Consider the following 22,441-nt stretch of genomic DNA (forward strand, 5'->3'; position numbering starts at 1 on the left):
AATGGACGTTCTGCTGACCCACAAACAAGTTGTCGAAGACTACGCCAGCTATATCCAGAGTTTCCTGAACATCGCTGACCCGGCGATTCGATCAACCGTCGAAAACAAGCTTGCCGAGGGCCGACTGTGGCCGGAGCCGCTTCTTCAGTTCAACCCCGCCTACGAATCGGCCGGAACGGTCGATGAGGTGGCGGCCAAGGGTGTCCTCCACCCGGACATTCCCGACATCCTCAAGGGCTACTCGCTGTACAAGCATCAGGTCGACGCGATCAAGCTTGGCATCGGTGATCGCGACTTCATCGTGACCTCGGGCACGGGATCCGGCAAGTCGCTCACCTACATCGGCACGATCTTCCACGACCTGCTCAGCCACCCGTCGGACGGTGGCATCCGCGCGGTCATCGTCTACCCGATGAATGCGCTGATCAACTCCCAATTCGAGGAGTTCAAGCGCTATCGGGAGAACTACGAGAAAGCTACCGGCAAGACGTTCCCGATCACCTTCGGACAGTACACAGGCCAGGAGAAGGAGGAAGTGCGCGAGCGGATGCGCGAGAGCCCGCCGCATGTGCTGCTGACGAACTACATGATGCTGGAGCTGCTGCTCACGCGAACAGCGGAGCGCCGCATCCGTGACAGCGTCTACGCGCATCTCAAGTACCTGGTGTTCGACGAGCTGCACACCTATCGGGGCCGGCAGGGAGCCGATGTGGCGATGCTCATCCGACGTATCCAAGCTCAGTGCGCAAGAAGGCTGGTGTGCATCGGAACTTCAGCCACCATGGCGTCCGGCGACGATCCGAATCAGCAGAAAGTCCAGATCGCGGCCGTCGCGACGGTACTTTTCGGCCGGAAGTTCTTGGTTGACCAGGTGGTTTCAGAGTCGCTGGCCCGCTCGTTGGCAGACGGCGACGCCTTGCCCCACGCGACTGCGCTGCAGGGCGCGATCAAAGCTGGCATCACGTCTTCCGCAAGCCTGGACGCGCTAAGAGCGAATCCGCTTGGTAAATGGCTTGAAAACCGAGTTGCGCTTCGGCTGTCGGCAGGACATCTTCTTCGGGGCCAACCGTTACCGCCTTCCGAGGTGGCCCAGTTGCTCGCCGCGGATGCAGAGGTTGATCAGTCTGCCGCAGCCAACGCATTGGATGACTTGCTTCAGTGGATTAGCCAGATCAACCTAGGTCTTCAGGCCGGTGGCAAGCGCTACACCGTCTTGCCGTTCAAGCTCCACCAGTTCATCTCGCAGACCGGTTCGGTTTACACCACGCTCGATCAGGACGAGAACCGCTTCATCACGCTTGAGCCTGGTGTCTTCAAGAACGACGACGACAGCAAGAAGCCGATCTTTCCGAATGTGTTCAGCCGAGCCAGTGGGCAGGCCTTCATCTGTGTTACCCGCGTCGGCGACCATTTTGAAGCTCGCGAGTTTCGCGAGTCGAGCGACGAAGACGATGGAGGACAGGACGGCTACCTGATCATTGGCGACGACATCTGGGATGAGCGTGACGATCTCGCATTTCTGCCCGACTCGTGGTTGAACAAGGCTCGCACCGGCCCGGACAGCCGCAAGCGCGCATTCTTTCCCATTCGACTCAACTTCGACGAAACCGGCCGGTGCTCGGAGACTGAACCCCTGAAGTGGTGGGGCTGGTTCATGCGCTCGCCGCTTCTGTTTGACCCGACGGCAGGCGTGTTCTTCGACACCAAGACCAATGAAGGGACCAAGCTCACGAAGCTGGGCAGCGAAGGCCGGAGCACGTCGACGACGATCACAACGTTTTCGATCTTGAACCGCCTCAGTGACGCCGGCTTCGCCGCGAGAGACCAGAAGCTCATCAGCTTTACGGACAACCGTCAGGATGCTGCGCTGCAGGCCGGCCACTTCAACGACTTTGTCCAGGTCGTGCGTCTTCGAGCGGGCATTCAGCGCGCGATCACCGCCGCCGGTGATGCTGGCCTGACCTTCGAGCGTTTGGGGGCAGCGGTCTTCAACGCGCTCAAGCTCCCTTTTGTTGAGTACGGCAACAAGAATGAAGAACCGGAGCTTCCGAACATCAAGCGCGGGTACGACGAGCTTTTCCAGACGTTCCTCTTGTACCGCGCGCTCGGTGACCTGCGCCGCAGTTGGCGAATCGTGCTGCCGAATTTGGAGCAATGCGCGCTCCTTGAGATCGCGTACTCAGACCTCTCGGATGTGGCAGGCACCGACAAGTTTTGGGATGACGTGCCGATCCTAGGTGAGCTGGTGGTTGAAGATCGCTTGCTGTTCCTCACCGCGATCCTCGACTTCTTCCGCCTGGAATACGCGCTTCACAGCGAGAACTACCTTACCCAAGGCAAGCTCCGTGAGCATGAGAAGCTCTTCCGAGAAAAGCTGCGCGCGCCTTGGACGCTGGATCCGAATGAGAGCCTGCGTGAGCCGTACTACATGCGGCTTGAAACCTTGCACCGTTCGGCCAAGGTCGCTTCCAAGAGCATGGGGCCCGCCAGTGGCTTGGGGAAGTTCATCAAGCTCTTCGTCAAGCAGCGCGAACTTGACGTAGACCTGCGCGGCGACCACTACGCCCATTTCATCAAGCTGTTGATGAAGAAGCTTGAAGGCGCTGACTACCTCGCATCGCAAGGTGCCAAAGGTGAGAAGAACGACAACATCACGCTGTATCGCCTGCGCATCGAAAAGCTCGTCTGGCGGCCAGGCGACCTCAAGACAGTGAAGGCCGACCTCATCAAGCGTCGCAGCTACAAGCAGCAGGCGCCGAAGCCGAACCTCTTCTTCCAGGACCTGTATCGACGGGACTTCGCGGCGGCGAAGCGGCTACGTGCAGAGGACCACACCGGCCAGCTCAATGTCGAGCAGCGGCGCGACCGAGAGGACAGATTTCGGGCGGACTGGTATCTCGACTCGGACAAGAAGCACCAAGATGTCGTTCGCATTCGCAACGAGGCGATCAGCGCGCTGTACTGCTCCCCCACCATGGAGCTGGGCATCGACATCGGCGGCCTCAGCGTCGTGCACTTGAGAAACGCCCCGCCAAACCCAGCCAACTACGCTCAGCGGGCCGGCCGAGCCGGACGGGGCGGGCAGGGCGCATTGGTGTTCACCTACTGCTCGACCTACTCGCCTCACGACAGGCACTATTTTGGAAAGCAGGCAAGTTTGGTCGCTGGCGTGGTCCAGCCGCCTCGGCTCGATTTGGCCAACCGGGAACTGCTGCAGACTCACCTCAACGCGCTCGCGGTGTCCGAAGTGGGCCTGCCGGGCCTGGAGAGCAACGAGGGTGGTCGGCCATCCATCACGCGGTTTCTGGATGAGGACAAGCGAGAGCTGCCTCTATTGGCCAGTGTTCGCTCAGGCCTGCAACTGGGCAGCCTGACCAAGGACCGAATCCGGGCGACCTTCCAACGTGCCATCAAGGACTTCGAAGGCGATCTGAAGACACGAGCCAGCCACTGGTTCACCGACGCGTGGATCGAGCAGACGCTCGATGCGCTCCCCGACAATTTGAACCACTCCATCGAACGCTGGCGCACCTTGTATCGCACGGCGCGTAGCACCTTGGAGAAGGCGACACAGAAGATCCAGAGCGGCACGCTCAGCTTGGGCAGCGAGGAGTACAGAAAGTACAAGCGCAGCCAAGACCAGGCCACGCGCCAGCTCGATCTGCTCCGCAACAGCGGTGGCGGTTCGTCAGAGCTGTCAGAGTTCTACCCCTATCGCTATCTGGCTTCCGAAGGGTTCCTCCCAGGCTACAACTTCACCCGCTTGCCGTTGCGAGTGTTCCTTCCCACATCGGACACTCATGGCGAGTTCATCTCCCGGCCGCGGTCGATCGCACTGCGCGAGTTTGGGCCGCTCAATGTCATCTACCACAGCGGGCGCAAGTACCAGGTTCGTCAGCTGGTGGTGCAGGAGGCCGAAACAGCGCTGACCGAAGCCAAGATCAGCACCAAGGCCGGATACTTCTTGGTGGGCGACCAGCTTCAACTGGAAAACTGCCCGCTCTCGGGTGTCAGCCTGTCGGACAACGCCAACAAGCAGCATCTACATGACCTGATGGAGATGACGGAGTCCAGAGCCGAAGAGGTTGACCGCATCTCATGCGAGGAAGAGGAACGCGCCTCGCGCGGGTTCTCGATCCAGACCTACTTCAGCATCGATGGCGGCGACATGGATCGCGTCCAGAGGGCGAGTCTCAAGATCGGCGGCGACGCATTGATCAACCTGATGTTCGTGCCCGCAGCGCGGTTGGTGCATGTCAACGAGAAATGGCGGGCCCAGAAGACCGATGGTTTTCCCATCGGCATGGTCAGCGGCGAGTGGCGTGCGTCCATGCCCGATCCCGACGAGCCTCAACGGGAGGACTTCCGACGCATCAAGCTGTGGACTTCCAACTTGGCCGATGCCCTTTACATCGTGCCGGTGCAGCCTCTAGGCTTGAAGTCAGACGGCGTGGTCACGCTGCAGCACGCACTGAAACGCGCAATCGAGCAGGTCTTCCAGATCGAGTCGAGTGAGATCGGTGTCATCTCGGTGGGCGACGCCAGCGCACCCAACATTCTTCTGTATGAAGCTGCCGAGGGCAGCCTGGGCATCTTGTCCCGATTCGTCGAGGACATCGGCGCTTTCCGTGCCGTGGTCGCGCGGGCGCAAGAGCTGTGTCGCTTCGACGATCCTGAATACAAAGGTCCGGCCTCCTATGACGATTTGCTGAGCTACTACAACCAGCGCGACCACCAGATCATCGACAGGCATCTGATTCGGGACGCGCTGGCGAAGCTGGCGGTTTGCCAGTTGGAGATCCACACCAACAAGGGCTACGCCAGCTACGAGGATCAGCACGCCAGCCTGTTGAAACATCTGGATCCCAGCTCGTCCACAGAGCGCAAGTTCATCGACCATCTGTACGAGAACGGCCTGCGATTGCCTGACGCAGCCCAGAAGCGCGTAGACGGGCTCTATGTTCAACCCGACTTCTACTACGAGCCACGCATCTGGGTCTTCTGCGACGGCACGCCACACGACCAACCTGCCGTTCAGGAGGACGACCAGCTCAAGCGGCAAGCCATCCTTGCCCGCGGCGACGAGGTCTGGGTCTACTACTACAAGGACGATTTGGCCGCCAAGGTGGCCGCACGTCCTGACATCTTCAAGAAGGTCAAATGAGCGTCGCTTTCCAACCTGGCAAGCTGGTGTCGCTGCGAGGCCGCGACTGGGTCGTGCTTCCCTCGGCTGACCCGGAACTATTGGTGCTGAAGCCGCTTGGCGGGTCCGAAGACGAGGTCACTGGCCTGTACCTTCCGCTGGGCGGCGAGCAGCCGAAGGATGCCCGCTTCGCACCACCCACGTCAGCCGACCTCGGCGACTTCGCTACCGCGCGCCTGCTCCATGACGCCGCCCGTCTGGCGTTCCGCAATGGCGCCGGCCCGTTCCGCTGCCTGGCAAAGCTGTCCTTCCGTCCGCGCTCCTACCAGATGGTGCCGCTGATCATGGCGCTGCGGCAGGACCAGACGCGTCTGCTTGTTGCAGACGACGTGGGTGTGGGCAAGACCGTCGAGGCACTTCTCATCGTCCGCGAGATGATCGAGCGCCGCAAGATCAAGCGCTTCGCCGTCATCTGCCTTCCGCATTTGTGTGAGCAGTGGCAGGCCGAAATCCGCGCCAAGCTCGACATCGAGGCGGTGATCATCCGGTCCAACACCCAGGCTAGGTTGGACAGGCAGATTCACGGCGACACAAGCGTCTACGACTACTACCCGTACCAGGTCATCAGCATCGACTTCATCAAGTCGGATGTCCGACGCGATGTGTTCATCGAGCAATGCCCCGAGCTGGTCATCGTTGACGAGGCCCACAGCTGCGCTCGGCCGGAGGGTGCTTCGGCAAGCCAGCAGCAGCGCTACCACTTGGTCAGCCGCATCGCGGCCAAGCCTGGCCAGCACCTGGTTCTGCTCACTGCCACCCCGCACAGCGGTAAGTCCGAAGAGTTCCAATCGCTGCTCGGGCTGCTCAAGCCGGAGTTCGAGCCAGTGGACCTTCCTGCCGCATCGCAAGCGCAGCGCCGGGAGCTTGCGCGACACTTCGTACAGCGCAAGCGCGGCGACGTGGAGAAGTGGCTCGGCGAGGACACGCCGTTCCCCGATCGCGACGCCTTCGAACTGAACTACGCCCTGTCTCCGAAGTACCTCAGGCTTTTCAACGATCTGATCGAGTTCTCGCGCAAGCTCATCGCGCCGGTCAAGGGCGGCCGGCAGCAGCGGGTCCACTACTGGACGGCGCTCGGGCTGCTGCGCGGCGTGATGTCCAGCCCGTCGGCGGGCGTGGAAATGCTCAACACCCGCATGTCGGCGCTGGCCAAGGCAGGCCGCACCGAAGAGGGCGACGCGATCCCCGACGACGCACCGAATCCGGTGGGTGACACTGAGTTTGGGCACGAGGCCGACAACGCGCCGACCCAGGTGGTGGAGCGCGCGGATTGGTCCGACCACCAGCGCCGCCAGCTCAAGGATTTCGGAGAGCGCCTGCAGGAGTTGGCGGGCGCGGAGCATGACCGCAAGCTGGCTGCCACCGCGCGGCAGATCACGGCCTGGCTGACCGAACCAACGCCGTTCTGCCCCGTCGTGTTCTGCCGTTACATCGAAACGGCCAAGTACGTCGCAGAGCACCTGGAGCCGCTGCTGCGCAGGCAGTTCCCCAAGCTGGACCTGCAAGTTATCACCAGCGAGCTGCCAGACGACCTGCGCAAGCAGCGCATCGAGGTGATGGGCCGCTCGAAACTGCGCGTCCTGGTAGCCACGGATTGCCTGAGCGAAGGCATCAACCTCCAGGACCAGTTCACCGCCGTCCTGCACTACGACCTGCCTTGGAATCCCAACCGGCTGGAGCAGCGCGAAGGCCGTGTCGACCGCTTTGGCCAAGTGGCGCCGGTGGTCAAGGCTTGCCTGCTCTATGGCGCCGACAACCCGATCGACGGCGTGGTGCTCGATGTGCTGCTGCGCAAGGTCAGGGAGATCAAGCGATCCACCGGCATCAACGTGCCGTTTCCCGAAGACTCGCAAAGCATCATCGACACCATCACGCAGGCGCTGCTGCTGAACCCCAGCCGCACCATCAGCACCCAGCAAGGATTGCAGGGAACGCTGTTCGATTTCAGCGATTTCGAGGAAGCCGCGGCGGCCAAAGACAAGGTCACCCGCAAGCTCGATGACGCTGCTGAACGAGAGAAGGCCTCGCGCTCCATCTTTGCCCAGCATGCCATCAAGGCGCACGAGGTCGAAGCCGACCTGCGCGAGGTGGACGAGGCCATCGGCGACCCCAAGGCCGTGGAGACCTTTGTCACCAGCGTGCTGAACAACCTGATGGGTGTTCAGGTGGTGGCGCAAGGCAAGGGCTATCGAGTTGTCACCGGCAATCTGCCTCCAGTGCTGCGCGAAGCCTTGCCGGCCGGCGACCTGCTTCAGGTGTCGTTCAAGTCGCCCACGCCCGAGGGCTTTCACTATCTGGGCCGCAACCACCCGTTCGTGGAGTTGCTGTGCCAAGTGGTCATGGCCAACACCATTGGCAGGCAGGACAAGCGGGCGGCTCGTGCGGCCGTCATCCGCACCCGTGCGGTCACGGTCAAGACAACATTGATGCTGTTTCGGTGCCGCAATGTCATCGAACAATCCCGCAGCCATCAGCAAATCGTTGCCGAAGAGATGTTGCTTTGGGGTTGGCGCGGCACACCCCTGCAGAGGGAGTTCCTGGACCACGCCACGGCGAAGGCACTCATCAACGAGGCGAGGGCAACCTCCGACCTTTCGCCGCAGGCCCGCGCCAGCTTCCTGGACAACGAACTCGGTCTTCTCGACAGCCTGGGCGACGCCTTTGTCGAAATTGCCGAAGCGCAATCCAAGCGCTTGGTCGACGCGCATGAGCGCTTCAGTTCGCTGATGGAGAAGCAGCGATTTCAGGTCGTGTATCCGGTGCTTCCGATGGACCTGTTGGGCACCTACGTGCTGCTTCCGGAGTCGACATGATCGTGTCTCTGTCGTCTGCCGACCACGCCACCGCCACGCGCGCGATGCCGTGCATGGCTGTTGACCTGGGCTTTTCAGGCACCTCCAGGTCATGTGGGTTCGCATCGTCCGATGGTCAGGGGCTGTTGAGTCCCGTCAAGCGGACATTCAGGGAATGCATAGATGACGTGGCGGCCCACGTTCGACGCCACGGCGACAGCGTGCTGATCGTCGAAGCGCCGCTGTCGGCATGCTTCAACGCCCGTGGCAACCCGTGTGCTCGGGGGCCGTTCGAGCAGGCCACGAGGCCGCGATGGTGGAGCCTGGGCGCTGGCGCGACGATGGCCCTGGCCGCCCAGTATTTCCTTCGATTTGTGCAAGAGCACCTGGGAGATCGCACGCTGCACCTGATCGAAGGCTTCGTTGTCGGTCAGGACTCGGGTGCGCATGAAGCAGTTGCATCGCAGCTTCTCGCCGGCTTCGCGGGGCAGCATGCGGCGGCCTGGCACCAACCACATGCCGGCGCTCTTTCCATTCTTGATTGGCTGGGCTACTCGCCCGGTCAGCCTTGTCCCGTCATCCTCGCCCCTCGATACGCATGATCTACCCCAGCATTCGCATCGAAGGCTCGATCCTTTCGCCCGACATCCTCGACCGGCTGGATGATCTGGCCGGCCAGCGCCCAGCCGACTTCGGCTTGGAAGGCACCGCCAAGGTCAAGGACGAGATCGCGCGTGCCTGGGCCGACGCCCAGGACTACTGGCGCATTTTTCAGCGCAAGCTCGAAACGGTGCGCGCCGACAGCCCGGCCACCACCGAAACCCGTCAGCAATGGGTACTGCCGCTGCTGGGCCTGCTGGGCTACCAGCTCGACTTCCAGCCCAAGAGCGCCGAGGTCAACGGCAAGCTTTTTCCCCTGTCCCACCGCGTCGCAAACCGCGGAGACACCGTCGTTCATGTGACGGGGTACAGGGACCCAGCAGGCCTGGACCGCAAGGCAGAGCAACGTTCAGGCGCGTTGCGTATGTCGGCACACGCCATGGTCCAGGAGTACCTGAATCTGGCCGATGAGCTCTACGGCCTGGTCACCAACGGCCGCGTGCTCCGCCTGCTGCGCGACAGTTCCCGGCTCATCAAGCTCACCTACCTGGAGTTCGACCTCGACCGCATCTTCAGCGACGGTCTCTTTGCCGACTTCGCAGTCCTGTATCGCCTGCTGCATGCCACCCGTCTTCCGGCGAACCGCGACGAAGCGGCGCAGAGCTGGATCGAGCGCTACCACCAGGATTCGCTCGACGCCGGCTCACGTATCCGCGAGGGCCTGTCCAAAGCGGTGGAGCAAGCCATCCTGGGCTTGGCCAACGGCTTCTTGCAGCACAAGGCCAATGACGACCTCCGCGCGCGGGTGGCGGGCGGACGACTGTCGGCAGAAGACTTCTACAAGGAGGTTCTTCGGCTGATCTACCGGCTGCTCTTCCTGATGGTCATCGAGGAGCGTGGCCTGGTCTTCCCGAGCGGCACGGCGGCGCGCCACCGTGAGATCTACGAGCAGTTCTACAGCGTCATGCGGCTTCGGCGCATGAGCGAGCGGCGGTACCTGGCCGATCGGCGACATGCCGACCTCTGGCCAGCGCTGCAGGCAAGCTTTCGCCTCTTCGAGGCCGGCGGGCCCGGTCTGAAGATGGGCGTGCCGCCGTTGGCGGGCGACTTATTTCAGCCGCGGGCCATCGACGCGTTGATCGGCTGCACTCTGGGCAACGACGCAGTGCTGGGCGCCTTGCGGGCGCTCAACCTCTATACCCACCCCGACAATGGCCAGCTCATTCGCGTCAACTACGGTGCGCTGAACGTCGAGGAGTTCGGCTCCGTCTACGAAGGGCTGCTGGAGTACGAACCCGTCATCCTGCCGGATGTCGCGCAGACGACGTTTGCGTTCAAGCAGGGCGACGAGCGCGCCAACACGGGCTCGCACTACACGCCTGATGCACTGGTCCAGCCGCTCATCAAGCACTCGCTCGAGCACCTGATCGCCGAGCGACTGAAGGAAAAGGATCCCGAGGCTGCGCTGTTGTCATTACGTGTGGCGGACGTGGCCTGCGGCTCGGGCCACATCCTGCTGGCCGCCGCACGGCGCATCGGGCACGAACTGGCTGTCGTGCGCACCGGCGAGGACCAGCCTTCGCCGTTGGCGATGCGCACCGCCGTGCGCGACGCGATCCGCCATTGCATTTACGGCGTGGACTTGAACCCGCTGGCGGTGGAACTGTGCAAGGTGGCGCTGTGGCTGGAGGCGCATGTGCCCGGCGAGCCGCTGAGCTTTCTGGACCACCACATCAAGTGCGGAAACGCCATCGTCGGCTACGTGCGGCGAGAGGACATCGAGTCGCGTGGTGTGCCAGACGAGGCCTTCGCGACGATGCCGGGGGACGACAAGGAAGTGGCCGCGCTTCTGCGCCAGCGCAACAAGGCCGAGCGTAGTGGTCAGAAGGCATTGAAGTTTGACCCGGCGGTCGAGCGGCAGTTCGACGAGGCCCTGAAAGGCTGGAGGGCGCTGGACATGCTGCCGGAGCACACGCCCGAGCAGGTGGAGGCCAAGCGCGAGCGCTTCGAGGTGCTGTCGAACTCGGCCGAGGCGCTGTGGATGGAGCAGCTGGCGGCGATCCCGATCGCGCAGTTCTACCTACCGAAGGTCAAAAACCGGCCGGGGATGCATGTCACCGACGAAGAATTTCGCAGCTACTGGCGAGGCACGGGCAGACCACAGACGCAAGCGACGGCGGAGGCATGGGCGATCGCGGAGCGCAAGCGCTTCTTTCACTGGTTTCTGGCGTTTCCTGAGGTGATGTCGGCGGGTGGCTTCGACTGCATCCTAGGAAATCCTCCCTATCTTGGGGGTAAAAAGATTCGGGATGCATATGGAGACAGATTCTGCAGCTTGGCTACTTGGCTTTTCGAGCCAATCGGCCTGAGTGACCTAGTAGTTTTCTTCCTCCGAAGAATTCACTCTCTGCTGAATCCGATGGGCTTGGCTGCGTTCATAACAACAAACTCGATCAAGGACGGCGGCGTTCGCGAAGATGGTCTGGATGCAATTATCCAACGTGGGGCACAGATCATCATGGCCATTCGGGCCGTCAGATGGCCCGGGCGGGCCAAGTTGTTCGTGTCTTTGATCTCGTTCTCAAAGACTGAGCACAACTACACCCGATACCTTGACGGCACAGCTGCGAAGAACATCTCGTCTCTGCTTGAGGACGAAGACAATCTCGCCCCACCAGCCAGCCTGCTAGCTCAATCAGGGCGTGGATACATTGGATCCGTGCTGTACGCAGATGCATTCTTTGTGTCGCATACCGCTCGTCGTGAAATGATCGACGCTGATCCACGAAACGCGGAAGTGGTCCTACCGATTCTCAATGGAGAAGAGGCCAACTCTTCCCCCGAGCAGTCCCCAAGTCGGAGTGTCATTTGCTTCAAAAACTATGATCTAGACACGGCGCGCACATACGCCGCTGCCTTTTCATACGCGGAGCTCTTCATTAAGGAGGAGCGGCAAAAGTATGGGGATCGCGAGGGTGCAGCGAACAAGAAACTTGCTGAGCGTTGGTGGCTGTTTGGTCGCTATTCTGTAGATATGTACCGCAGTATTGCGCTAAAGAAGAAGTGCTTTGCGGCTGCCATCACTACGAAGCACCTCACGTTTTCTAGTTACAGAACCGATCAGATCTTCACCAATGCGCTTTTCATTGTCGACACTGATCGATGGGACCATTTTTCAGTCCTACAGTCTGGAATCCATGAGTCGTGGGCTCGCTACTACAGCAGTGCGCTAAAGCAAGACCTACGGTACTCGCCGTCTAACTGCTTCGAGACCTTCCCGTTTCCGGGTGACCTCTGGCGGACAGCGATACCAGAGCTTGGGCAGATTGGTGAGCTGTACCACGATCGGCGCCACCGCTTAATGGGCGAGCTGCGGCTTGGCCTGACTGCCATCTACAACCTGTTCCACACCCGTGACCTCAGTCCCGAGCACGTTGCCAAGGTCAGCAAGAGGCCCGCCGACGTTGCCCGTGCGGGCTTAGATGGCCTGATGGAACTTCGCCGCCTGCACGTCGCGCTAGACAACGCCGCACGCGACGCGTACGGGTGGACCGACCTTAACCTCGGCCACGACTTCGTCGAAGTCGAGACCCTGCCCGAGAACGACCGCGTCCGGTACACCATCAGCCCCGCCGCCCGCAAGGAAGTGCTGAAGCGCCTGCTGGCACTGAACCACCAGCGCGCCCTAGAAGAGGTGGCGCAAGCGCAGGCGCCTGCGAAAGGCAAGGCCAAGCGCACGGCCGCCAACCGCTCTGCCGAGGCCACCCCGCCGTCTGCACCAGTCGGCGTACCTGCGTTTGAGACCGTCTCGGCCGGAGTCTCCGCGGTCCCGGATGCCGCCTGGGCCGGCGCGGGCGCGGAGCCAGCGACGAACGACACGCTTGCGCTAGCCGCCGTGCTGAAGGCCTTCGCCGCGCCGGCCGCTACGCAGCACGCGCGGTTGGCGGCCCTGCTGTGCGCCGAGCCAAGGCTGTTCGCCCGCCTCGCGCCTCAACCCTTGGCGGCGCAGTGGCAGCGGCTCGTCGGCAACCAGGCCGCGGCGCTGCCCTCGGGCATCGGCTCGCTGGCGCCGGGCGCGCGCACGAGCTTCGGCGTTGCCGTGAAGACGATGCGCGCCCGGGGCGTTCTGGTCGAGGACATGATCTTGGATACCTGGGGCTCTGGCCCCGGACTGGATGTCTACGACACATCGGGTTGGCCGGATGGCCGCGCGCGCTGGGTGGTCAGCTGGCTGAAGTCGCAGGACTTGAGCGCCCTGCTGCAGGGGCTGCCGCTCGAACTGGCAAGCATTGTCAATGAGCGGGCAGCCTGAACTTTTCGCCGACGCGCCAATGACCATCACGCCCCGCGTGGGGGAAGTCGAGCCGCGTCTATGGGTACGCCGGCTCACTCTGTGGAGAGACGCGAAGACCCATATTCGCGATATCGCGCTGCGCCCCGGCCTGAACATCGTGTGGTCACCTGACCCAGCGGACGCCGCGAGCGCCGACGATGCGGCCAGCAACAACCGCCTTGGCCATGGGAGCGGCAAGACGCTGTTCTGCCGTCTCCTCCGCTATTGCCTGGGCGAGGAGCGATATTCGGCCGACGAGCAGCGGCAGCACATTGCCGCCGCGTTTCCCGACGGCTATGTCACGGCCGAGGTGATGGTCTGCGGTGACTTGTGGGGCGTCGTTCGCCCCTTGGGCGGCGGACGCGAGCACCATGCGGTGCAGGGCCAGCAGCCCCAGGCGCTTTTAGCCACCCTGCCGCCTCAGCCGAGTGGCATGGTGCCACTGGTCGAGGCGATCCAGCGGCAGGTGCTGACTGAGCCAATTGCAAAACTGATGCAGGCCGAGCACCCGCAGGACCCCTGGTTGATCGCGCTTGCGTGGCTGACGCGTGACCAAGAGTGCCGATTCGACAAGGTTTTGGACTGGCGCGCTCCGGATTCGGAATCGGGGTCGCCGGTGCGCTCGATGTCGCAGACACGGGTGCTGGAGGCGCTGCGGGCCTTGCTGGGGGCGATCGGGAACGAAGAGATCGAGGCGCGGACGGATATCGCGAGGTTGGAAGAGGGTGCCAAGGGAGGTGGCACCGAAGTTGATCGCCTGCTCTGGCAAGTGAGGCGCTCGCGGAAGGAGGCTGCGGAGGCAGTCGGGCTTCCGTTAGTGGATCTGCCGGAGGGCAAGTTGTGCATTGACGTTTTGCGACGAGCGGCGGCCGATAGGTTGGCGAAGCTGGCCAAAGTCGACAGTGCTGACTTGCAGGGCAACGTGGCGGAGTTGCGGGCGAAGCACGAAGCGCAGCGAAGCATCGTCGCGGAACTGGAGAAGAAGGAGGCTGCGGCGACTGCGGCAGTCGATGCGCGCAATGCCCTGCTGCCAACGCTCCGAGGGGAACTGAGCGCCGGGAAAATGAAGGTGCACGACGCTAGCTCCCCTGTTTGCATCATCTGCGAGGTGCCGATTGATCGTGCTCTTGCCGAAGGGTGCGGGCTGTCTCACAAGCTACCCGATCTCGACGCGTTGCGACAGCGTGCGCAGGAACTAGAGGACAAAGTCCGAGAGTGCGGACTGGTCCTTAGGGCGAATGAGGAGGCCGTGCGTGCTGCCGGGAATGCCTTGCCAGCCGCCCGGACACGGCAGCGTGAGCTGAAGAAGGCACTCGACGCCGCGGAAAGATCGCAGGACGCGCGCTCTGGAGCCTGGCGCGGCGCGCAAGTGGCAAAGGAGGGCGCGAAGCGTTTGGCAGATCTCTATGAGGAACTGGAGGCGGCGCGAGGCAAGTTCGACAAGCAATCCGAAGTTATCGAGGCCAAACGCGATCAGTTGGGCAGCTACCGCGAGGCGGCGCAGAGGGCGACCTTCGATCGGGTGTCCGCGCAGTTCAACGCCGTCATCCGCGCGCTCGTTGCACCCGAGTCGAGCGGTCGCGTGCTCCTCGGCGCCGACCGCCTAAAGCTGAACGTGGAACTCGGCGGTTCGCGGTCGACCGCCGCCATTGAATCGCTCAAAGTGATCGCCTTCGACTTGGCCGCGCTGTGCATGAGCGTCGAGGGCAAAACGCATGTCCCGGCCTTCTGCGTTCACGACAGTCCGCGCGAGGCTGACCTCGGCCTTAGCGTCTACCAAAGGTTGTTCGAGCTGGTAGCAGCCATGGAAGAGGTCCAGCCGGTCCTTTTTCAGTACATCGTCACGACGACGACCAGTCCACCGAAGCATCTCTGCAAGAGGCCATGGCTGGCAGAGACTCTCTATGGTTCACCTGCGGATAGGCGCCTGCTCGGCGTCGACCTGTAGGGGCGAATGACGTTCGGCCAATGGCGACCCCGACCAACCTGACCTGATCTGACTGAATGTCTACCTTCGAAACTATCGACGACGCGGGCCTCGCGCTCCGCATTCGCGAGGCCAGAGAACGGGTCTTGCTTTGCGCTCCCGGCTTTGGCGATCCCGTGGCGGCGGCCTTGATCGAGGCCCACGGTAGCTTGGGACAGGAGCGCGTCGTCGTCGTGGTGGACGGCACGGCGCAGGCGGCGCGCCTTGGCTATGGGCATTTCGACGCGGTCGGCCAGCTGTCCCAAGCCGGCGTGGCGATACGGGTTGAGCCAGGCCTGCGGCTGGGCACGCTGATCGTCGACGACCAGGGATGGTGCTTTGCAACCCCTCCGCTGCTGGTCGACGCCACCATGGAAAGGGCCGTTGCGCCGAATGCGATGCGCCTGATGCCGGCGCAGATCGACACACTGGCGATGGCGATCAGCCCGCCAAATCCGCCTGCCACGGATGGGCGGTCCGTTCCAGCGCCTCAGCCTGAGATCGGGGCAGTCACGGCCGAGCCTGAAGCCCTGGCGTCGGTCCAGGCGGCGCTTCAGGCGGATCCGCCGCAGCAGTTCGACATTGCGCGCAAGGTCAACGTCTTCAATGCCTTCGTCGAGTTCGTTGAACTCTCACTGGTGGGTACCGAGCTCACCCGCCAACGTGTCGCACTGCCCAAGGACCTGCTGTTGGCCGTGTCCGACCAGGTCACGCGCGAGCGGCTCACCACCAGCTTCCAACTCATCGACCCGGAGGCGACCATCGGGCGCGAGGCCAAGGAAATCAGGCAAGCCGTCGACAAGCTGCGCAAGGTGCACACCCGTGTGCTGAACCCCTACGGGTCGATCACGCTGCGGTCAAACCGCCAACGGCTGGAGTCGGCCGTGGCGGCGCTGCAGGTGCAGGTGGCCACCTTTGCAGGGACTGTGAAGAGCCGACTTCAGAAGGAGGTCGATCACTCCCGCAAACAGTTGGTTCAGAGCGTGCTGCCTGGGCTGAAGGCCAAGCCGCCTGAGGCGTTGCTGGCGGGCATCGTCGGTAAGCCCACGGTGGAGCAGATCACGCGCTGGATCGACCGGCAACTGGACCAGGCATTTCCCAAGGTCGATGACATCCTCAACGAGATGCGCTTGGTCCTGACGATTAAAGCGGTGACCTTCGAGATGTTGAAGGAGCCCAAGTTCCAGGCAGGTGTACGAGAGGCCTATCCCGACGTTGACTTCGACAAGCCGTTCAGCGAATTCACAGCAGCCAGATCGACGCTGCAACCCAGCCTTGAAGGGTTGGGGCGATAGCGTGGTGTTCTCGAGCGCACCATCGGCTCCTTGCGGCACGCGGCTGGCTGCAACGATCACGGCCCGCGCGAGTGGTCCCGTCACTGCCCCAGTCGGCCGCGTCGTTCTACGCCGCAACCGAAGCCCGAGCTCAATCTCTTGGTGATCATGAGCAACGAAGTCCCCGATCCAGCCGAGGCAGCGGTGCCAGACGTCAGTCCACCGCAGCCTTCAGATCTACTGCGAACCCTGCTGGACGAGCCAAAGCCCAAGGACGAGGCTTGGCAGGCGCAGGCTGGCCGGGCAGTGTCGATGCTCGCAGTCGGATTCCTCAACGAACCAAACGACAAGGCAGCCCTGCGCGCGGTCGCGCTGCTCGCGTTAGCCCAGTCGCTCGGCGTCAAAGAGGCGCGCAAGCGCGCCATCAAGCTGTCTCGCTGGGCAGAAACGACGCCGCCTCCACTGGCGACTCTGCTGGCGAAGGACGAACAACAGGCGGCACTGACCGCACTCGCCAAGCTAACCACGGTGTGGGCGCGGCCGTACGCCGAGCAGGCTCTCACCGACCCCACTTCACCGGAGGAGTTCGTTCCCGACTTGCTGAAGTGGGCTCGCACAACGTTTGCGGACAACCTGAGCTTCACGCGGGACTTCTATGCACCGCAGGTTGCCGCCGCCAAATCTGCTGAGCGAACAGCAGCCCTGCTCAAAGAGGCCACAAGGCTGCTCAAGCCGTCGAAACCAGAGGCTGCCGGGAAGCTCGCCGAATGCGCTTCGGCGCTGGTCGGAGCGTTCTGCGAGTCTGTCCGCCCCGCGGCCACCGATGAAAAGGCATTCGGCAGCAGCGCCGCCTCCTTGCTGCACTTGCTACAGGAGCAAGCGGCAGTGATACCGGCCTTGCTGCTCCAGCCGGTGTTCGTGATGACGGTGGGGCGCCTCTCGGCGGTCACAGCGAAGGGCGCCGTGTCGAAGCAAGTGGCCGTAGGAGCGGATGCACTGTCGCTCGCGACGGTTTCACTGCTGATGGCAGACGTGGAGCGCGCTGGGACGGCGGCAGCGGACCATTGGCGGCCCATGCTGCCGACGTGGCGAGCAGCATATCCGCGCTGGGATGAGCACATCGTCGTTGCCGCCGCGGTGGCTCCCGCGATGGCGGATCTTGCTGTGGTGGGGGTGGTTGATGCGCCGTCCAGTCCGGATACATACGCCACCGAGGCCATCTTCGCTCGGCTGCTGCCAGCCTGGGATGCGTTCGTGGCAGAACTGCCAGATGCCAACCGAGCGGCGTCGCTGAGCGCGATGCTGCTCCAGGCCGCCGGGACCGCGGGCGTTGAGCCGATGGGCGAGAAGGGGGACGTGGTGAGCTACGACCCCTTGTCGCACCACCTGACGGCCGAGGAGGCCGTAGCCCCTAGTCAGGTCCGAATTGTTCGGCCCGGCGTGCAAGTGCGCAGGGCTGATGGGTCGGCGCGTGTCCTCGTTGCAGCACTGGTAGCCGCGGTCTGATGAACACGAAGAAGAACTGCGAACAACAGATTGCCATGGGAGTGGAACAACATGAGTGGAGTGCTGTGCATCGATTTCGGGACCAGTTCGATCCGGGCCGTGCGGCGCCTGCCCAGCGGCAAGTTGAAGGTGCTCGACATCGGGCGTGTGACGAAGTCGCGGCTGGACGACGCGTCGATCCGCAGCGAAGTCCATATCGATGCGCAGGGCCGGTATGTTCGTTACGGTGAACGCGCCGTCGTGGCGCGTAAGGACACGGGCATCCCGACCCTCTACGAGGTGAGTCCGAAGCTCTGGCTGCGAGAGCCAGAAAGGCTGGCCGATCCCGCTGCGGAAGGCCTGGAGCTGAGCCGCGAGGACCTGCTGGCCGGTCTCCTGGCCTACGCCCTTCGAGCGGCTGCCGAGGCCGACGGCATCAGTGCAGACACGCTGAAGAGACTGGACTTGCGTATCGCGCACCCCGTCTGGCCGGCTCAGGTGAAGAGTGCTGCGAATGCCGCGCTTGTCCGCTTGAGCTGCCAGGCTCGCCAGATGGCGCTGGACCGCGAATGGGGTACCGTGACGGCGGCCACGCTGCGCGAATACACGCAGTCGAAATCTCCTTCCCGACACTCGGACGTGGATGTGATCGAGCCTGTGGCAGCGGCGGCGGAACTGCTTCCAAATGAGGACAACCTCGTCAGGATCTGTGCCGTGATCGACGTTGGCGCCGGTACGACCGACATTGGCCTCTTCCAGTCGCTGGTGCCGGACAGCGCCTCGTCGGTGCGTAGCAAGCTCTATCCGCTGGGGCAACCGGTGAGTGTGTTCAAGGCTGGGAACCAGATCGACGCCATCGTCTTGGAGTTGATCCAGTCGCGCGCGCGCAAGCCGAGTGCGCTGGCGCTTGCGGACGCCAAGGCCAGGATCCGCGGCATCAAGGAAACACTGTTCACGAACGGCTACGTGCAGGAACTCGGTACCGATGTGCAGTTGGAAGACATGCAGTCTCACCCGGAGGCCAAGAGCATGGCGCGAGCGATTCGGGGCGAGCTTGAAAATAGTGTCCATGCCAACGCTTCGACCATCACCTCGTGGATGAACAAACCCACCCACTCGATCAGCCGGCTCGATTTGGTAATGGCGGGTGGAGGCGGCACGATCGGATTCCTGCGCAAGGCCATTGAGAAGCCAGTGGAGATTGACGGCAGGCGCCTGCAGGTCAAAGTGACCCTACCGGAAGATCGAGCTGGGATCAGCACATTTGGAGCGTCTCGAGGCCGCATGGCCGTCGCCTTGGGCGGAGCGAGCCTGGACTACGACGCGCTGCAGCATGAGCAACCGCAGCTGACGACGATCAGGAAAGGGTCGCTATAAATCGTTGAGGTAGCTCAGCTATTGAGCTGATGGCGTGCAAGGATGCTTGGTCTCAAGGGAGAGCTAGGATGGCGTGGGATCGTGGAGCAGAGGTAAGGCGGTACGACAATCCTGGGAAGACTGGCACAACCACCGGCCAGTCGCGCCAGCGAGCCAGCGGGCTGTACGTCCAGGTTCGCTGGCACCAGGACGGCAGCACTGACTATGTCGCCGAGGACCAGATCGAACAACGGGACAGCGGCAGCCTGAATGACCCATATGCCGTGCTCGAAATGGGGCGGTTTGGCCGCGCAGCCGACTTGCGCCGCAACCTCACCCAGGTGCACTTGTCAGGCCGGCTCGCGAACCTCGTCTACTCGATGGGGATCACCAACACCGACTTTTATGCCCATCAGTACCGCCCGTTGTTGACCTTGCTGGAGTCGCCGGCCGATGGCCTGCTCATTGCCGACGAGGTCGGCCTCGGCAAGACGATCGAAGCCGGCATCATCTGGACCGAACTCCGAGCACGCGAAGATATGCGCCGGCTGCTCGTTGTCTGTCCGGCGATGCTGACCGACAAGTGGCAGGAAGAATTGCGAAATCGCTTCGGCATCGAAGCCACGGTGGTCAACGCCAAGTCACTGACCGAAGAGTTGCGCCGATCATCGGCCTATGGCCCGATGAAGGCCTGGATCGCGAGCTATCACTCGCTGCGTCCTCCGAAGAACTGGCGCCCCTCGGCCGAAGGCGGCATCGAGGCGAAGTCCAATCGTGCGGCGTTGGCCGAGTTGTTGTCGGAGAACGAAGGCAGCGATCCACTCGTCGATCTCGTGATCTTCGACGAGGCCCACTACATGCGGAACCCAGAAAGTGCCGCCAACCGGCTTGGCGAGTTGCTTAGAGAGGTCTCGCATTGCCGGGTGCTGCTGTCGGCCACACCGATCAACCTGCACAACCAGGACCTGTTCGAGTTGCTGCGCCTTTGTGATCCGGAGCACTTTCAGTTTCAGAGTAGCTTCAGGGAGATGATTGAGGCCAACCAGCCCCTCGTGAGGGCTCGTGACGCTGCCCTGCGACGCGATAGCACGGTTGAAGAGATCGTGCAGCACCTGCGCGACGCGTCGGAGACGCCGTTGCTGTCCGAGTCAAAGCAGCTGGCCACGCTTCTGCAGCAGCCCCCAACGTCCGACCAGCTTCAATCCGTGGCCTACCGGGCCGACTTGGCCACAAGTTTGGAGCGCATCAACCTCCTCGGCCATGTGCTGACGCGTACGCGCAAGCGGGATGTGCAACTCCATCGACCCGTACGCGAGGTTCGGCGCGAGTCTGTGCCCATGACCGATGCGGAACGGAAGTTCTACGAGTACGTCACGGAGACGACACGCGACTATGCCTGGAAGAGGGGGATCTCGGACGGTTTCCTTCTGGCGACGCCGCAGCGGCAAGTTTGCAGTTGCCCGGCCGCGTTCGCGCGTGCTTGGGTCGGTGGAGACGATGGGCTGGTCGAAGACCTGTCGCAATCCGTCATGGAGGATGCCGAGGAGTTGGACGACGAGTCTGACTTCGACGAGATCAGCGCATCACTTAAGCAGTATCTGCTTCACAACCGACCCCGGGATCTGGACATCCAGGCCCTCGAAGACGGGGACTCCAAGTTCAAGCGCCTTCTGTCGGTTACACAGGAATACTTCACCGCGAATCCGTCTGAGAAGCTCGTGCTCTTCACGTCTTACCGAGCTACCGCGCGCTACCTGCAAACGAAGCTGTCGGAAGCTGGCGTCGGCGCGATGCTCATCTGGGGCAACATGAAGCAGCGCAAGCAGGACGTCATCAACGAGTTTGCCGAGCGCACCGACGTTCGCGTGCTGGTGTCGACCGAGGTGGCGTCCGAGGGCGTTGACCTCCAGTTCTGCAAGGTGCTCGTCAACTACGACTTGCCGTGGAACCCGATGCGGGTCGAACAGCGTATTGGTCGTATCGACCGACTTGGTCAGGTGGCCGACAAGATCCACATTTGGAATCTGTTCTACGAGCGAACCATCGACGAGCGCATTCTGGGCCGGCTACTGGAACGCCTGCGCATCTTCACAGAGTCGCTGGGAGAACCCGAGCCGATCATCGGCGAAACGATCCAGAGACTCGAGGCCGAGCTGCTGACGAGCAAGCTTTCCCCCGCTGAGGAGGAGGCGCGAATTGCGACGGCGGCGCAGGCCTTGGAGAATGTCCGCAAACGACAGGAGGAGCTCGAGGCAAACGCGGCGCAGATGATCGCGCATGGTGGACTGGTGCTGGAGCGGATTGAGGCAGCTCAGGAGTTGTCCAGGCGGGTGACCGAGGCCGACTTGGTCATCTACGTGCAGGACTACCTGGTACGCAACTCACCCGGGCACCAGTTTCTGCAGGATGCGCAGCAGGCCAACCTGTACACGATTCAGTTGCCTCCCAGGACCGCGGCAGAGTTGGATGAGTTCGCCCGGCAGAACGGCATGGCCGGGCAGACATCGCTTGGCAACGGGTTGCCCCGTCAATGTCGATTCTTGAACAAGATCGCCGGCAATCGGGACAGACACGTTGAGGCGATCCACCAGTTCCATCCGATGATTCGATTCATCGCCGCGAGCCTTCTGGACGCCGGTGGTGAGCAGTACCCGGTTGTGGCCATGCGACTAGAGCGTCGACACCTGGAGTCTGCGCTTCCTGGGCGCTACTTCTTCGCACTGCGGAAGTGGGCATTCGAGGGCGTCAAGTCGGAGGAATTGCTGGTGCCGGCTGCAGTAGCGCTTGAGTCGGGCGAGCCACTCAGCGACGACGCGGCCGAGTCATTGGTCAACGCGGCTCGCGTCTTCGCAGCTGACTGGTTGGAAGCGGCGGCCGAGGAGGAGGGCGATGGACTTGCGAAGCAGCTTGATTTGCTCGAGGACAGTCTGGAACAGCGATTTAAGGCGGCAGTTCAGCGCAAGCAAGATGAGAACAGCGACCGGGCGATGTTCCAGCTCCACGGCCTCGATCAACACCTGCGTGTCCGCCTGCAGACGTTGGAGTCCACGATGCAGCGGCACGTCGAGTTCAAAAGAACTGGCCTGGTGAAGGCCACCCAAGGCAGGATCGACAAACTGAAGGCTCGGATGGAGATGAGGCGGGAACAAATCCTTCGTCAGCAGCGGATCACACCGAGCAATCACTTTGTCTGCTGCGGCCTGATCGAAGTTGTGGGGGACTGACCATGGCGGACTGGAGAGAAGGGCTCAAGCGGGCCAAGCGTCTGATGGGGGCGCCCGTTGCGCCGAAGAGGACTATTCCGGCGCCACCCCCAGCGGCGACGGTGGCAAAGCTTGGTACCGCCCGCGCCATGGCGCCTATGACTCCGGTGTTGCCGCAGCAGAAGGTGCCAGCGAGGCTGCAGGCTGAGCAAGTTGAGCCGGAGCTAAC

Annotated in this window: 9 protein-coding genes; all 9 read left to right on the plus strand. The window is 62.6% G+C overall.

Going from position 1 to position 22,441, the window contains the following annotated elements:
- Window position 1 precedes the first annotated feature (1 nt).
- The 9 genes from AC30PD_RS00630 to AC30PD_RS00670 all read left to right on the plus strand — a co-directional run bounded on the left by AC30PD_RS00630 (window position 2) and on the right by AC30PD_RS00670 (window position 22,233).
- Window positions 2-5,164 (plus strand): DEAD/DEAH box helicase, encoded by a 5,163-nt coding sequence (locus AC30PD_RS00630; protein ID WP_489533695.1) that lies wholly within the window; start codon window positions 2-4, stop codon window positions 5,162-5,164.
- Window positions 5,161-8,016 (plus strand): DUF8741 domain-containing protein, encoded by a 2,856-nt coding sequence (locus AC30PD_RS00635; RefSeq protein WP_489533696.1) that lies wholly within the window; start codon window positions 5,161-5,163, stop codon window positions 8,014-8,016. Before AC30PD_RS00630 ends, AC30PD_RS00635 begins: the two co-directional genes overlap by 4 nt.
- Window positions 8,013-8,597 (plus strand): hypothetical protein, encoded by a 585-nt coding sequence (locus AC30PD_RS00640; protein ID WP_489533697.1) that lies wholly within the window; start codon window positions 8,013-8,015, stop codon window positions 8,595-8,597. The genes AC30PD_RS00635 and AC30PD_RS00640 overlap by 4 nt, the downstream gene beginning before the upstream one ends.
- The gene (locus AC30PD_RS00645; protein WP_489533698.1) at window positions 8,594-12,907 is read left to right on the plus strand and encodes an Eco57I restriction-modification methylase domain-containing protein; all 4,314 of its coding nucleotides are present in this window, start codon (window positions 8,594-8,596) and stop codon (window positions 12,905-12,907) included. The genes AC30PD_RS00640 and AC30PD_RS00645 overlap by 4 nt, the downstream gene beginning before the upstream one ends.
- Window positions 12,891-14,876 (plus strand): chromosome segregation protein SMC, encoded by a 1,986-nt coding sequence (locus AC30PD_RS00650; protein ID WP_489533699.1) that lies wholly within the window; start codon window positions 12,891-12,893, stop codon window positions 14,874-14,876. The genes AC30PD_RS00645 and AC30PD_RS00650 overlap by 17 nt, the downstream gene beginning before the upstream one ends.
- 56 nt (window positions 14,877-14,932) lie before the next feature.
- Window positions 14,933-16,189, plus strand: a complete 1,257-nt coding sequence (locus tag AC30PD_RS00655) for a phospholipase D-like domain-containing protein (RefSeq protein ID WP_489533700.1) — start codon at window positions 14,933-14,935, stop codon at window positions 16,187-16,189.
- A gap of 147 nt (window positions 16,190-16,336) precedes the next feature.
- Window positions 16,337-17,674, plus strand: a complete 1,338-nt coding sequence (locus AC30PD_RS00660; RefSeq protein ID WP_489533701.1) for a hypothetical protein — start codon at window positions 16,337-16,339, stop codon at window positions 17,672-17,674.
- Window positions 17,675-17,725: 51 nt separating this feature from the next.
- Window positions 17,726-19,030 carry a hypothetical protein gene (locus AC30PD_RS00665; RefSeq protein ID WP_489533702.1) on the plus strand — a complete coding sequence of 435 codons (1,305 nt, stop codon included), beginning with the start codon at window positions 17,726-17,728 and terminating at the stop codon, window positions 19,028-19,030.
- Window positions 19,031-19,098: 68 nt separating this feature from the next.
- Window positions 19,099-22,233 (plus strand): SNF2-related protein, encoded by a 3,135-nt coding sequence (locus AC30PD_RS00670; RefSeq protein ID WP_489533703.1) that lies wholly within the window; start codon window positions 19,099-19,101, stop codon window positions 22,231-22,233.
- Window positions 22,234-22,441 lie beyond the last annotated feature (208 nt).

The sequence above is a fragment of the Rhizobacter sp. genome, from assembly GCF_032229685.1.
Lineage (GTDB): Bacteria > Pseudomonadota > Gammaproteobacteria > Burkholderiales > Burkholderiaceae_C > LMDS01.

What these genes read in the sequence shown, in the direction of transcription:
- AC30PD_RS00630 (WP_489533695.1), top strand. Translation starts at nt 2, where the DNA reads ATGGACGTTCTGCTGACCCACAAACAAGTTGTCGAAGACTACGCCAGC.
- AC30PD_RS00635 (WP_489533696.1), top strand. Translation starts at nt 5,161, where the DNA reads ATGAGCGTCGCTTTCCAACCTGGCAAGCTGGTGTCGCTGCGAGGCCGC.
- AC30PD_RS00640 (WP_489533697.1), top strand. Translation starts at nt 8,013, where the DNA reads ATGATCGTGTCTCTGTCGTCTGCCGACCACGCCACCGCCACGCGCGCG.
- AC30PD_RS00645 (WP_489533698.1), top strand. Translation starts at nt 8,594, where the DNA reads ATGATCTACCCCAGCATTCGCATCGAAGGCTCGATCCTTTCGCCCGAC.
- AC30PD_RS00650 (WP_489533699.1), top strand. Translation starts at nt 12,891, where the DNA reads ATGAGCGGGCAGCCTGAACTTTTCGCCGACGCGCCAATGACCATCACG.
- AC30PD_RS00655 (WP_489533700.1), top strand. Translation starts at nt 14,933, where the DNA reads ATGTCTACCTTCGAAACTATCGACGACGCGGGCCTCGCGCTCCGCATT.
- AC30PD_RS00660 (WP_489533701.1), top strand. Translation starts at nt 16,337, where the DNA reads ATGAGCAACGAAGTCCCCGATCCAGCCGAGGCAGCGGTGCCAGACGTC.
- AC30PD_RS00665 (WP_489533702.1), top strand. Translation starts at nt 17,726, where the DNA reads ATGAGTGGAGTGCTGTGCATCGATTTCGGGACCAGTTCGATCCGGGCC.
- AC30PD_RS00670 (WP_489533703.1), top strand. Translation starts at nt 19,099, where the DNA reads ATGGCGTGGGATCGTGGAGCAGAGGTAAGGCGGTACGACAATCCTGGG.